Raw genomic sequence first — 12,995 nt, 5'->3', positions numbered from 1 at the left:
CTCCTTACTCACCGATCACTACAACTTTGCATTTTCTTTCGCGCGGGCGTGTGCGGTCAAAGTCTACAAAATAAATATATCCTGTAACTCCCACTCCCAGTTTCCCTTCATCGACCTCAAAAGTTTCGCTTGAACCAAGGATTGTTGAGCGCAGATGAGCATCTCCGTTAAATAATGCCTTTCTGTCCCCTCCCGGGAGCCAAAAATCTACATCCGGCCAGGTTTCCACTTCTCTGTAGTGTTCTTCACCGGGATAATTGTACTGATCAGCACTTACATGGTCGGGAATTATCTTTGCCAGTGCATTGTTCAGGTCTTCCTGCAGGAATTCATCTCCATTTTCATTATAATCATGTACAAACTCCTCAAAAAATACAGAACAGGTTGTATGAGGTGAAATTACTGCGCAAAGTCCGTCTTTAATCCCGCTCTCTTCAATAATTCTCTTCACCTCCGGAGTGACATCCACATAAGTAGGGGTCCCTCCGTGTGACTGTACTTTGATCGTATCTTTATATACTGCCATTTTTGTTTCCCTCCAAATTACTTTTTCTGAAATACTTTCAGTGCCTTTTTTACGTCTTCCTTAATCGCCTCTGTTGCCGCCAGAGACATGGAATCATAAAACAGCGGTTTATCCCCGTCTTCCCAATAATCCCTGGAAGCCCTTCCTCCTGCTGTATTCATGTATGTATAATAATTGACTTTGCATATACCGTTTTCAATGGCCACTTTATAATCTTCATCTGATACACCGGATCCCCCGTGCATGACAAGAGGTACTCCTGCAGCATCACGTATTTTTGCCACACGCGGAAGGTCAAGCTTGGGTTCGGTCAGATACACGCCATGGGTCGTTCCGAAAGCCACGGCCAGACAGTCGGCTCCTGTTTTCTCCACAAACTCCTTGGCGACCTCAGGGTCTGTATAAATGTCATCTAAATTATCATAATCATCTTTATTGTCAGATCCGGAGCCTTCTCCCTGGACAACCTCTGACGTAAAGATATGTCCCAGTTCTGCTTCGACACTGGCTCCTACTGCATGGGCAGTCTTAACAACCTCAGCGGTTTCCCTCACATTATCTTCAAAACTTTTTGCAGAAGCATCATACATAACAGAAGTAAATCCAAGATGGAGCGCCTGCACACACCGTTCAAAGCTGCTTCCATGATCCAGGTGAAGAGCCACCGGGACTTTTGCGCGCTCTGCATAATATTTAAGAATTGGTCCGATTTCATTCAGATCAATCAATTCGTCATGACTCTGCGCATGCTGTAAGATAACGGGACATTCGAGCTCTTCTGCCGCCTGAATAATCCCACGGACTGCTTCCAGTGTAGTGCCGTTAAATGCACCGACTGCTTTCTTTTCTTTTTTTGCCTGATCAAGTAATTCTTTTAATGTAACTAACATTTACATCCTCCCGTTTTTTTCAGCCGTTCCCGGCCCTGTGTCCTTGCCTTTGAGACAATAGAATCCGGATTGATCTGCACATCCAGATCATAAAAGAACTCCTCCAGTTCCTTTTCATCAGAGAATTCGGATATTCTTACCCAGTACCTTCCCCTCATGATTGCGCCGCCGTCAAAGGTCATATACATTTTTGTCCCGCCTGCCAGCGGTCTCATACTGTACTTTCTGATTTTGCTGATTTCATATGTATGGCTTTTCCCATAGGCACAAAACTCTACTGTTCTGCCGCCGTCAATGCGGATTTCCGATGGATTGCTCAGAGATACAAATACATTCCAGACATTATACACACACAGTCCAAAAATCAGTAAGTACAGCAGATGGTGTCCTGCGGCCAAATATTGATAAAGGCAGAACACTCCGATGGCCGCAGTAAAAATCCCGGGTGCTGTCATCTGTATAGAAAAATGAGATGGTTGATATACATAGCGCTTCATCATTTTTTACCTTTCCTTATGCTTCCGCATGTAATTCTTTTGCTTCTTTGATAATACGTTTTCTATTAATCAATGCCAGTCCCGCAACAGCTGCCACTGCAATGATCAATCCGATTACACCGGCAGAATGAGCCTTTACAAGAATCCATGATAATGGATTAGCTCCGTCACAAATAGAAGAAATCATTGTTGCGCCTTTTGGAATCGCAAAGTTTACGGATTTTGCAACTGCTGTGATGGACGGTGCAAGATCTGTGGAGATATAAAGTCCGCCAATCAGACATACAATTCCTGTAATCAATGCCCGGAATCCGTTTCCTCCTACCAGCGGCACAATCAGAACAAACATATACGGCATTACAGATAAGTCTGTCATTGGAAGTACTGTATTACCCGGAAGGATAACTGCCAGGAATACGGTCAGCGGTACCAGAATTAATGATACAGTCAGACAAACCGGATGTCCTACACCTACTGCAGAATCAAGTCCAATATATATTTTCCCTCTGTTTGCGAATTTAGATGATACAAATTCCTGTGCTGCATCAGAAATCGGCATCAGCCCTTCCATTAATAATGCTGCCATCTTGGGGATCAATACCATAACCGCACCCAAAGTAATACCAATTTGCAGAACAGCCTGAAGATTATTTCCTGCCAATGCCGCAATGATAATTCCCAAAACAGTTCCTACCAGCATTGGTTCTCCAAATACACCAAAACGTTTCTGAAGTTTTTCAATATCAATGTTAATATTTTTTACTCCCGGAATTGCATCAATAATCTTGTCTACAACAATGGCAATCGGCACAAATGCTGTAGTAAATCCATGAGGAAGAGATACTCCCGGCATTCCCAGCGTTTCTTCCACCTTCGGTGCTGTATAGTCAGCAATGACCATAACAATGACCATATTTAAAATAGCTGCGATAACACCATAAGCAAAATTTCCTGTCAGTGCATAAATTAAGGAACCGGTAAATGCGAAATGCCAATAATTCCATATATCCACATCCAATGTCTGTGTTGTATTGGTCAGCAGCATTAAAATGTTTACAATCAGTCCGACAGGAATGATAATCAGTCCGATGGTCGTACCAAAAGCAATCGCTGACGCTGCCGGCCACCCGATATCTACCGTAGAGAGAGTCAGTCCGAAACGCTGCGTCATCTGCTGAACTGCCGGAGCCAGGTTCTCACCCATCAGACCTACGACGAGATTCAATCCGATAAATCCGATACCTACAGTCAAACCTCCGCGCAGGGCTTTTCCAAATTTAGCACCTAAAGCCACACCGATAATTGTCAAGATAATCGGCATCATGACATTGGCTCCGAGTGAGTTAATATAGCTAAATACATCAATAATCGCTTGCATAATAATCCTCCTTTTTTATCCTCTTCTCCTTCTTACTTCTGCATTTCTTCCAAAATAGAAGCAAACAATTTGTCAATGCCCACCCCTGTTAATAATGGGAGTCCTGCTAACACAGGGCATTTCACATCACCGCTGACCAGCGTGGTGGAAACACAAAAATCAACATTTCCTGATTTCTCAACTACTTCTGATACCTGGCACTGCTCAATCTTGTATTTTCCCGCAAATCCATGTTCGTCTAAGTAAGCTGAAATTTTTTGGTTTGCAACTGTTGATGTTGCCACTCCTGATCCGCATGCAATTAAAATTTTCTTCATGATACATTCTCCTTTATATATAAATAATTAATAAGTTCAGTTTTGCTCTGTTACTTGATCAGATTGCCTAATACTTCATCAATCTTGTCAACACTTCCTGATTTCAGGACTGCCAGAACTTTTTGGTCCTGACATGCCTCGATAAGCTTTTGAAGCAGCCCCAGCTGTTCTTCCTTTTTCTTGATTGCCAGCATAAACAGAAGAGACACGCTGGTTTTCTCTCCCTCCATTCCCATGACGCTGAATTCTACAGGTTCATCCAGCACCCCCAGGCATATGGCCGGCTTTTTCACAAACTCCGGATCTGTATGGGGAATTGCCACGTTGATTTCTCCTGTGGGAAGTCCGGTAGGGAAGTTTTCCTCCCGTTTTATAATGGCATCGTGAAATCCGTCTGTCACATAGCCTTCCCCGAACATGGCATCCGCCATTTTCCCCAGCACATCTTGATCGCTGGTACCTGACAAAGAAACTGCAAGGTAATGTTTATCTGTGTTATTGGTTATCATCTTCATCGTCTTTCTCCTTATCATTACTGGTTTCTAAATTTTTTAAAGTTTGCAGAAGCGCCTTTGCATCCGGCATGGAATCTAATCTTTTCCTTATATTCTCATTGCCGAAGATCATCATCAGATCGTAAATGGCGCTGTTGATGCTCTTTGCGCTTTGGATGCTCATGCCAACGACATATCTTACCGGATCATTGGTTCCGCTGTGAAAATCAATAGGCTCTTTTAACCTTAAGACTGAGGCCGCTTCTTTGATAACGCCCTGCTCAGCACTCGCATGCGGAAGTGCAGTCTCAGGGCACACAACAATATAGGGGCCGTTATTTTTAATGTTCATAACCATCTCTTCCACATATTCCGGTTTTACTGCCCCTGTTTCCAGAAGCAGCCTGCCCGACTGCCTTACCGCATCCTCCCAGTCTTTGGCCAGGTACTCCACCTGGATTCTTTCCTCAGAGAGCAGGTCATAGAAGGCACCCTGAATACTTGCATCAGACAAGCTGGCTGTTTCCGGCACCCTTTCTTTTACCGCCTTATCACTTCCCTCTCGGATGTCCAGTACCAGCCTCTGTATATCAAGAATATCTTCCTTCTCAAGCATCGGCGACCGTACTTCCACACATGGAAGGCTGACATTGTCCAATGGTATGGTCGATATGATCATCTGGGTTCCGTTTGTCTCAATTTCTTTCATGTTATGGAAAGAAGAAATGCTCACTACCTGGATCATGTCATCCAGCATCCGGAGTTTCGCCAGCATAAACTGTGCCGTTCCTCTTCCTGTAGCACAGACCAGAGCTACCTTTACCTTTTTGCTTTTCTCCGTCTCTGCTCTCTCTTTTTCCAGCACTGAGGCAAAATAAAGAACCATAAATGACATTTCATCTTCAGAAAACTTTTTGCCTACATATTCCTCAAGGGAACCCAGATGCTGCCGGACATTTTCAAAAATCTTCGGATAATCCTGTTTTAATGTTTCCTTTAACGGATTCACCAGGATCTCACCGTTTTTCAGCCGGTGTACTGCGGATTTCATGTGGGCCACAAGAAGGTCATACAGTGAAAAATCCAGATAAAAATCGATTCCAAAGCAAGTAGAAATTTGATAAATGGTTTCCGCTATCATGACCTTGAGCTCCAATGCATTTGTCTTTTGGGCATCGTCCTTTAAATAGCTTTTTCCGTTCAGACATTCTGTGTAGTAAAGAATTTCTACTTCACGTATATCAATTTCATACATTTCGGATATCTTTTCAAATAAGTTTTTACTGAATGTATATTTTGATCCTTCTTTTAAATAATTCCATTCGTTTGTATAATATCCGGGGAGAAACTGTCTCCTTGTGATTCTGTTTGTAATAATCGTTAATTCTGTTACCGCCTCAAAAAAAGAATAGTCTGCAAAAAATGTCTGCAGCGCTTCCTCCTCTTCCAGAATACAGTCCTTCATAATTTCATAAATTCCAAGACTGTCTGCCTCTTTCAGCAGCAAGTTCCAAAAAACACTCAGATTATATCCATTCTTATAGTAGTTATCGTCTCCGTTTACTTCCAGCAGTTTTAAGATTCCGTTTCTGATCTCCATCTCGGGTGCTTCTATAATATAGCCGCGCCTCACCTGGGATACCAGCGTCATACCGTTTTCTTTAAACCAGGCTTTTAACTCCTGAAAATCCTGCAGCAGTGTATTGCGGCTGACCCCTATTTTATCCTTCAGCTGGTCTACCGTTACATATCCGTTTGCATTCAGAAGAATCATCGCAAGAATTGTAGACCGCTCTTTCTTTGAAAGATAGTAAGTATAGAAGTCATATTCGGAGATCATTTTCTCAAATGCCCGGATGTCAATCTTCGCATCTGTTTCGATCCATAATTTCCCCTCAGCGTCAGAAGCAATAAGCGGCAAATGATGCATTTCCAGATCTTTATTCAGCTCTTTTATATCTGCCCGAATGGTCCTCTCCTGTATGTTATATGTCTCCTCCAACTCAGAAACATCTGCATGAATACCAAGAATCAAATCCTTCAGGATTTTATTACTTCGTCTGTTCATTTTTCTCCTCCTTGAGCTTAGTTATATTCTAAATCTATTCTGTTCGACAAAAAAGTCCAATCAAATGCAATTCAAATACATCAAATTGGGTTATTTTAAACAAACATGTTCTCATTGTTTCCTATAATTAAAATCAGGGCAGAAATCCGTTTTATTGGATTTCTGCCCTGATTTTTGTGTACCGGTAAATTTTTTATCCTTATTACATCTTATCATATACCCCATACAATACAGCTTCCTCCAGCACATGGCCTTTCATCGCCCGGTAAAGGTCATTCAGAAAGAATCCCCTTTCTAATTCCAGCATCTGGTCCAGTGCAAACACATGAAGCTCATACATGTGTTCTCTGTCGGGCGGGGTCATTCCGCCGTAATAACAGGAGAGTTCTTTTGACTGGCCGTTCCCCTGGATACTGGTCCAGCTATTGTTTCCCTGCACAAAATCATCTGCTGTCCGGCTTTCATTTTCAAACAGCTCACTGCGGGTGATATTGGCCGCAAGCCAGTGGATCCATGTAAATCCCTTTGTGACAGGCTGTGCGTCTTTGTCCTCCAGCACAATGGCAAACGATACCGTCTCTTCCGGTGCTTCTTCGATCCGGAAAGGAAGAGAACAGGACGGCACTCCGTTCTCATTGAAAAGTCTTCCCCTTCCCCCAAAACGATCCTGTATTTTTCCGTTAATAATTCCTTTGCTTGTAATAAACATCATGCATACCTCCCTGCTGTTCTTAATCTGCATTATAACAGCAGGAGAAATAAGGGTAAATTACCCACTTTTTTGTGGGCATCACTCCGGCACGACTTGTTTTTCAGCCAAAACACTTTCCATTCCATTGTTTTTCATATATTCAATCCCGATATGCTGCATGATTTTTAACGCCTCCAAAAATTCTCGGCCCGCTTCCTCTGTGAGAGAATATTCCACGTGAAGAGGGTACCCCTCATAGGTTTTCTTTTGGACAAATCCAAATTCCATAAGCTCCCCCAGCTGTTCCAGCAGCATCTTCTGCGTAATTCCTTCAATGTCTCTCTGCAGCCTTGAAAGTGCGGCAGGCCCCAGCCGAAGCCGCCAAAGGATGATGGGCTTCCATTTTCCTTTTACCATATCGTGCACCAGCTCCAGCGGACATGTAAACTCACTGCGAATCTTCAATGCACAAGCCTCCTTTTCCTGAATTCAATACGAAAGGCGGCAATCCTGCCTTCGATTGTCGCCCTCGTATAAATTTACACTTTTAAATTGTATCTGTGCTGTTAATGCCGGTTTCCAGCGCTTCTTTTACTAACCTGATAAAATTAGGATATGCAGGATCCTCCACCAGGCGGTCCACCAAAGATTTGTCAGCAAACATTTTGGAGAAATAGTCCCAGAGCTGAAACGCCTGCGGATTATTTTTCCCTATGTGCATCAGCATTACAAGGTGGACTTCATTCTTCTCCTCATCCCAGATGACCGGCTCTTTGGATACACATACAGCCACAAATGTATCGGATGAAACTGCATACATGGGATGCGGCACTGCGATCTGTTTGCTGAAAAATGTGCTGCCGATCTCTTCCCTCTGGAGTACCTGGGAATGAAGGTTCTCTACCTCAAAATAGGCAGTGGATTTTTCACAGAGCATGCTGAGCACTTCTTCCTTATTTGATGATTTCACACTGGAAAACAGTTCCGGATGGAATATTTCTGCCACGTCTTCTATATCCTTAAATCCATCAATATTCAGCTTAATATTCATATAATCATGCTGGTTGGGGAATGTATCCACATACATGGCCAGCCCTTTTTCAAAGAACTCTTCCTTTTCTGTTGTAAGGAAGATATCATATTCGTCCAGCATGTCTTCCGTCACATCCATAGGATTTACAAAATCAATGACAGACACATACTCCGAAAACCATTTTAAAAGAGTCTGTTTCATGAGAAGCGTCATACTGTTTTTTAAAGCAGATATAACAAGGATCTTTTTATTGCCCTGGCGGCTGTTTAATTCCAAAAGACTGCTGTAGAAGTGGACAGCCAGAAGAGCCACTTCGTCCTCAGATACTCTCTTTCCATACTGCTGGTGGAGCAGAAATGCAAAGTAGGCTCCGATATCATATCCCAGCGGAAATGTCTCCCGGATATAATTGAGCATATCATTTTTCACCTGCATATCATACTTTATGCGGATGCTTAATGACATGCAGTGCAGGGCAAGTGTAATCCTTAAATTGATATTGTCCGTAAAGTCTACACCAAAGTTTCTGTTGATCTCTTCAAAAGCCTGAGAGATAAAATTATCCATCTCCTGAGTAATCGTATCTGAATCTCTGTTATTGCCCTGGCCTTTCAGATACAGAGAAAAGTATTTGATTTCCTCATCTGTAACCTTTAAGAAAAATCTCCGGCTGATCTTCCCAAAGACTGCTCTGGCAATTTCATATTCATTTCCCAGCTGTTCTGTAATATCCAGTTCCCCGGGCTGTATGTAAAAGCCTTCTCCCATCCGGCAGATCATAATATTCAAAAATAGTATGGCATTGTTAAAGTCAGTGTCCATGATATGGTACTTATAATTTACAAAAATATCTGTCAGTATATTTTTGATCTTTGCCAGCTGTCTCTCATCAATGTATACCATACCCTGCTCATTTTTTATGTGGGCCAGATAAAGGTCCTGCTCTGCCAGGCAGCGCCTTTTGTTGATCTCATACCCGTCAATCATGATCTTATTGCTGCTTCTCAGCAGTTCCAGCTGAAACTTTTCCAGTATTTCTTCTACTTTTTTTAAGTCATTCTGAAGTGTGGATCTTGATACATAAAATTTATCCTCCAGCTCCATGACTGACACGGCCCTATGTCTGTTTAACAGTAAGAGCAGTATTTTGCTGATGCGGCTGGTAGGATAATTGAGAGACACCGTTGTGTACTGCTGGTACAGAGAGTTCACAAATGCAGAAAATTCATCATAGTTTTTCACCTGAATACAGCTTCCCCTGGAAGCCTTGGAAACCAATTCTGCACATGTCTCATCCGTCAGTTCCTTTTTGATTACTTTCATATCTCCCTGAACCGTCCGAAGACTTACGTCCAGTTTCTTTGCAAAATGGGATGCCGTCAGGTACTCATCGGAATGATTGCAGAATTCTAATAAAATTTCAATTTGTCGTTGGTTTAACATTCAAATCCCTCTTTTGTATTGCTGTTCTATCCGTTGGTAATATTAATCATTATACCTTAACCGGCTCCTATTCCGCAACTGGTGAAAAAGAAGGTTTCCGCCGGCTGATTGAATTAATGGTATATAGAGGCTGAAACAACAGCTGCTTTAGACTGGTTAAACTATAAAGTCTGATAAAAGAAAAGACCCGGGAAAACCGGATCTTATGGATTAAAAATATTTACTGCTTTGGTTTACAAAGCTGTTTTTAAACAACGATTGCTGATGTTTATCAGAGACAGGCGAAGCGAGACGCCGTAGGGCAGCCCTATTTCAATACAACTTTTGTTAATGTTTATCTATTCCGATGGACGAAACGCCAATCAAGAATCGGTTATTTCAATACAACTCTTGTTAATGTTTATCTGCCGCCTGCGCCATCTTTGGAGCATTTGCCGCAAGTATTTCAATACAACTCTTGTTAATGTTTATCAACCTCTTTTTGGGAACATTGTTTCTACTATTAACAGATTTCAATACAACTCTTGTTAATGTTTATCGGCGTGGAAAAAATCAAGCTGACTTATATAAAAGAAATTTCAATACAACTCTTGTTAATGTTTATCTTCTGGAAGAATTGTGGGTAGACCGTTCGGAACAAAATTTCAATACAACTCTTGTTAATGTTTATCAACTACGACATTCAGGTCAGAAAGCTGAATAATTATTTCAATACAACTCTTGTTAATGTTTATCCAACGTATTTAAGCCATTTCTTGTTTTTATTATAGCCAGTTTTCCTGATAAAATCAACGTTTCCTTTATTTTTCCCAACCGATTGCTCTTTTTTCAGTTTTTTCTAAAACTATCATAAAACCGCCATTTTATGCATGATTCAGGCATTTCCACATTTGATGAGGTTGGGAAAACATCTCTCAAACAAAGTGCTGGAGCCATGAACTCTATCCTAAGTTCTCAGCACTGGTGAAAATGGACATAATACCTGCTGAAAAAGGAAACCTGTCAAACAAAAGGCATTGCAGCCATAAGCGTGCTTTGCACGTCAACCTATGGTATAATGTTATTCAGAAATTTGATTTGGAGGTATGAAAAGTGAAAAAACCAGCGTTAGTTATTCTTGCCGCCGGCATGGGCAGCCGCTACGGCGGGCTGAAACAGATGGACCCTATGGATGCCCAGGGACATGCTATTATTGATTATTCCATCTATGATGCGAAACGTGCCGGCTTCGGTAAAGTTGTGTTTGTTATAAAAAGAGAAATTGAAAAGGATTTTAAGGAGACTGTCGGATCCCGTATTCCGGAAGGAATGGAAGTCTGCTATGCCTTCCAGGAAGTAGACAGTCTTCCTTCCGGCTTTTCTGTTCCTGAGGGAAGGGTAAAGCCGTGGGGCACTGCTCATGCAGTCCTCTGTGCCAAACCATTTATCCAGGAACCATTTGCTGTCATTAATGCTGATGACTACTATGGAATCCACGGCTATCAGGCAATGGCTCAGTTCCTTATGAGAGAGACTTCCTCTGACAAAGCAAAATTTGCAATGGTGGGTTATCATCTTGGAAATACTGTCACAGACAGCGGATATGTATCCAGAGGGATTTGTGAAGTCGATGAAAACAACCAGCTTGTTTCCATCACAGAACGAACTCATATTGAAAAACGCGGAGAGCATGCAGAATATACAGAGGACGGCGGCACTACATGGACTTCCCTGCCGTTTGACACCCTCGTATCCATGAACTTTTTTGGATTCCGTCCTATGATTATGGAAGAACTGGAGACAGGCTTCTCTGAATTCCTTACGGATTCTCTGAAAGAAAATCCGTTAAAATGTGAGTACTTTATACCGAGCGTGGCCAGCCATCTGATGAAGAACGGAAAAGCCACCATGGACGTCCTTGTCTCCAAAGACCAATGGTATGGTGTTACTTACAAAGAAGATAAACAGCATGTCATGGATGCTTTGAAAACCATGAGGGCTGAGGGATTATATCCAGAAGAATTTTAGCCAGGCAGTGCGATGCTCTTTCCTAATGAAATAAAAAACTGCTGCACAATTTTTGAAGTGCAGCAGTTTTTTATTTACTTTTTAATTTTATATACTTTGACGTTATTCTTGCGTCCAAACTGTTTTACTTTCTTATGGGATTTGAAGTAAACATCAATATGCTTTCCTTTAACTCCGCCCCCTACATCTTCGGCAACATAAGTTTTTCCATTGATCTTAACCTTACTTCCCAGTTTGATCTTTCTCTTATCTACGGCAATTGTACGGCCCTGTTTTGCCTTTCTGCCGGTAGCAGTTCTGTTTCCATAACCTCCGCTGCATCGTCTGCATCCGCAGTATGCTGTCAGTTTATATTTTCCTAAGTACTGTACTTTTTTAGCCTTGGCTTCTGTTGATGATGAGCCAGTAAAAAATGTACCTGCTAATGCTACAGCTATCATGGCCAGCAGTAAAAACTTTTTCTTTGCAGCTATTTTTAAAATCTTCATAATGTCCTCTTTCTAAAGCAAATCATTTCGGTTACTCTATAACCTATGATAATAATTTAAAATTTATTCTTACTTTTTAAATATTTGAAATATTTTTGTAACAACTTAGTGCTAGTTTACTTAACAATTAACGATTTGTCAACCTTTGTACTTAAAAAAATGCATTTCATCTCCAAATATCCCCAAGTATATATTACGAATTCATTACAAAAAAAGAGACAAATCCAAAGGATTCATCTCTTTTTTATTCAATGCAGTTTCAATTCTTTTAAAAACTGATAATATCACAAATATTTCGACATTATATCCAAAATAACCGTAGACAATTAATCTGTATCTTCTATAAAGTTTCGATCACTCCATCCAAGTATAATTCCTCTACGTCTTCGATCAGTCCTTCATCACAGGCTTTTGTCAGCTTCGGATCAATCGGAAGCTTTCCTAACACAGGAATCTGGTATTTATCAGCAATGCCATCAATATGGCTCTCACCGAAAATGGAGATTTCTTTTCCGCAGTCCGGACATTTGATGTAGCTCATATTCTCTACAATTCCAAGAATCGGGATGTTCATCATTTTTGCCATGTTGACTGCTTTTTCCACGATCATTCCCACCAGATCCTGCGGTGTAGCCACCACAACAATTCCATCCAGAGGAACAGACTGGAATACTGTCAAAGGAACTTCACCGGTTCCCGGAGGCATATCCACAAACATCACGTCAATATCGCGCCATAACGTCTTGCCCCAGAATTGCTTGACCACATCGGCAACTACCGGTCCTCTCCAGATCACCGGCTGTGTCTCTTCTTCCAGCATGAGATTCACTGATACCACCTCAATGCCCAGATTTGTGAGAGCCGGAAGGATGATGCCCTCCTGGTTGCCAAGAAGCCTTTCATGCAGGCCAAATGCCTGGGGTATAGACGGACCCGTCACATCGCCATCCAGAATGGCTGTGTGAAGCCCCTTCCTGTTTGCCGCTGTTGCAAGCAAAGCTGTGGTCAAAGACTTTCCTACGCCCCCTTTGCCGCTGACAACTCCGATTACCTTCTTAACACTGCTGTCTTTGTATAATGGTTCAATAAAATCTGTCTGTGACTGCGTTCTGCTGGAACAGCTTTCTCCGCAGCTGCTGCAGTCATGAGTACACTCACTCATC

General features: G+C 41.9%; 13 protein-coding genes and 1 CRISPR repeat array. Of the genes, 1 reads left to right on the top strand and 12 read right to left on the bottom strand.

Annotated features, from left to right (window positions below; all coding sequences use genetic code 11):
• Positions 1-4: 4 nt before the first annotated feature.
• The 10 genes from KH180_RS09590 to KH180_RS09545 all read right to left on the bottom strand — a co-directional run bounded on the left by KH180_RS09590 (position 5) and on the right by KH180_RS09545 (position 9,337).
• Positions 5-526, bottom strand: coding sequence for a YjbQ family protein (locus tag KH180_RS09590; RefSeq protein WP_290759687.1), 522 nt, complete (start codon positions 524-526; stop codon positions 5-7).
• 17 nt (positions 527-543) lie between these two features.
• The gene (locus KH180_RS09585) at positions 544-1,416 is read right to left on the bottom strand and encodes a class II fructose-bisphosphate aldolase (RefSeq protein WP_290759685.1); all 873 of its coding nucleotides are present in this window, start codon (positions 1,414-1,416) and stop codon (positions 544-546) included.
• A complete protein-coding gene (locus KH180_RS09580) occupies positions 1,410-1,916 on the bottom strand; it encodes a hypothetical protein (protein WP_290759683.1) in 507 nt (168 codons plus the stop codon). The genes KH180_RS09585 and KH180_RS09580 overlap by 7 nt, the downstream gene beginning before the upstream one ends.
• Positions 1,917-1,929: 13 nt before the next feature.
• Positions 1,930-3,291 (bottom strand): PTS galactitol transporter subunit IIC, encoded by a 1,362-nt coding sequence (locus tag KH180_RS09575; RefSeq protein WP_290759681.1) that lies wholly within the window; start codon positions 3,289-3,291, stop codon positions 1,930-1,932.
• 32 nt (positions 3,292-3,323) lie between these two features.
• Positions 3,324-3,608: a PTS sugar transporter subunit IIB gene (locus KH180_RS09570; protein WP_290759679.1), complete on the bottom strand. Its 285-nt coding sequence runs from the start codon at positions 3,606-3,608 to the stop codon at positions 3,324-3,326.
• A gap of 50 nt (positions 3,609-3,658) precedes the next feature.
• Positions 3,659-4,123 (bottom strand): PTS sugar transporter subunit IIA, encoded by a 465-nt coding sequence (locus KH180_RS09565; RefSeq protein ID WP_290759677.1) that lies wholly within the window; start codon positions 4,121-4,123, stop codon positions 3,659-3,661.
• Positions 4,104-6,170, bottom strand: coding sequence for a BglG family transcription antiterminator (locus KH180_RS09560; RefSeq protein ID WP_290759675.1), 2,067 nt, complete (start codon positions 6,168-6,170; stop codon positions 4,104-4,106). The genes KH180_RS09565 and KH180_RS09560 overlap by 20 nt, the downstream gene beginning before the upstream one ends.
• Before the next feature lie 202 nt (positions 6,171-6,372).
• Positions 6,373-6,882, bottom strand: a complete 510-nt coding sequence (locus KH180_RS09555; RefSeq protein ID WP_330624507.1) for a YbhB/YbcL family Raf kinase inhibitor-like protein — start codon at positions 6,880-6,882, stop codon at positions 6,373-6,375.
• 78 nt (positions 6,883-6,960) lie between these two features.
• The gene (locus tag KH180_RS09550; RefSeq protein WP_290759673.1) at positions 6,961-7,326 is read right to left on the bottom strand and encodes a winged helix-turn-helix transcriptional regulator; all 366 of its coding nucleotides are present in this window, start codon (positions 7,324-7,326) and stop codon (positions 6,961-6,963) included.
• 82 nt (positions 7,327-7,408) lie between these two features.
• Entirely contained in the window at positions 7,409-9,337 is a 1,929-nt protein-coding gene (locus KH180_RS09545) for a BglG family transcription antiterminator (RefSeq protein WP_290759671.1), read from the bottom strand.
• A 309-nt stretch (positions 9,338-9,646) separates the two neighbouring features.
• A CRISPR array of direct repeats spans positions 9,647-10,072; the repeat unit is 30 nt; unit sequence ATTTCAATACAACTCTTGTTAATGTTTATC.
• Between the two features lie 357 nt (positions 10,073-10,429).
• On the opposite strand from KH180_RS09545, the gene KH180_RS09540 reads away from it, so the two are divergent.
• The gene (locus KH180_RS09540) at positions 10,430-11,344 is read left to right on the top strand and encodes a nucleotidyltransferase family protein (RefSeq protein ID WP_290759669.1); all 915 of its coding nucleotides are present in this window, start codon (positions 10,430-10,432) and stop codon (positions 11,342-11,344) included.
• Between the two features lie 74 nt (positions 11,345-11,418).
• On the opposite strand, the gene KH180_RS09535 is transcribed toward KH180_RS09540, so the two are convergent.
• Both KH180_RS09535 and KH180_RS09530 read right to left on the bottom strand, forming a co-directional pair.
• Complete coding sequence (locus tag KH180_RS09535) at positions 11,419-11,832, bottom strand: 3D domain-containing protein (protein WP_290759667.1); 414 nt, start codon at positions 11,830-11,832, stop codon at positions 11,419-11,421.
• A 340-nt stretch (positions 11,833-12,172) separates the two neighbouring features.
• The gene (locus KH180_RS09530; protein ID WP_290759665.1) at positions 12,173-12,994 is read right to left on the bottom strand and encodes a P-loop NTPase; all 822 of its coding nucleotides are present in this window, start codon (positions 12,992-12,994) and stop codon (positions 12,173-12,175) included.
• Position 12,995: the final 1 nt, after the last annotated feature.

This window comes from Anaerostipes sp., assembly GCF_018381315.1.
In the GTDB taxonomy this organism is placed as follows: Bacteria; Bacillota; Clostridia; order Lachnospirales; family Lachnospiraceae; genus Anaerostipes.
The sequence above is the reverse complement of the archived record's forward strand: the minus strand, read 5'-3'. Positions and strand labels throughout refer to the sequence as shown.

What these genes read in the sequence shown, in the direction of transcription:
- KH180_RS09590 (WP_290759687.1), bottom strand. Translation starts at nt 526, where the DNA reads ATGGCAGTATATAAAGATACGATCAAAGTACAGTCACACGGAGGGACC.
- KH180_RS09570 (WP_290759679.1), bottom strand. Translation starts at nt 3,608, where the DNA reads ATGAAGAAAATTTTAATTGCATGCGGATCAGGAGTGGCAACATCAACA.
- KH180_RS09560 (WP_290759675.1), bottom strand. Translation starts at nt 6,170, where the DNA reads ATGAACAGACGAAGTAATAAAATCCTGAAGGATTTGATTCTTGGTATT.
- KH180_RS09530 (WP_290759665.1), bottom strand. Translation starts at nt 12,994, where the DNA reads ATGAGTGAGTGTACTCATGACTGCAGCAGCTGCGGAGAAAGCTGTTCC.
- KH180_RS09555 (WP_330624507.1), bottom strand. Translation starts at nt 6,882, where the DNA reads ATGATGTTTATTACAAGCAAAGGAATTATTAACGGAAAAATACAGGAT.
- KH180_RS09545 (WP_290759671.1), bottom strand. Translation starts at nt 9,337, where the DNA reads ATGTTAAACCAACGACAAATTGAAATTTTATTAGAATTCTGCAATCAT.
- KH180_RS09565 (WP_290759677.1), bottom strand. Translation starts at nt 4,123, where the DNA reads ATGAAGATGATAACCAATAACACAGATAAACATTACCTTGCAGTTTCT.
- KH180_RS09585 (WP_290759685.1), bottom strand. Translation starts at nt 1,416, where the DNA reads ATGTTAGTTACATTAAAAGAATTACTTGATCAGGCAAAAAAAGAAAAG.
- KH180_RS09535 (WP_290759667.1), bottom strand. Translation starts at nt 11,832, where the DNA reads ATGAAGATTTTAAAAATAGCTGCAAAGAAAAAGTTTTTACTGCTGGCC.
- KH180_RS09580 (WP_290759683.1), bottom strand. Translation starts at nt 1,916, where the DNA reads ATGATGAAGCGCTATGTATATCAACCATCTCATTTTTCTATACAGATG.
- KH180_RS09575 (WP_290759681.1), bottom strand. Translation starts at nt 3,291, where the DNA reads ATGCAAGCGATTATTGATGTATTTAGCTATATTAACTCACTCGGAGCC.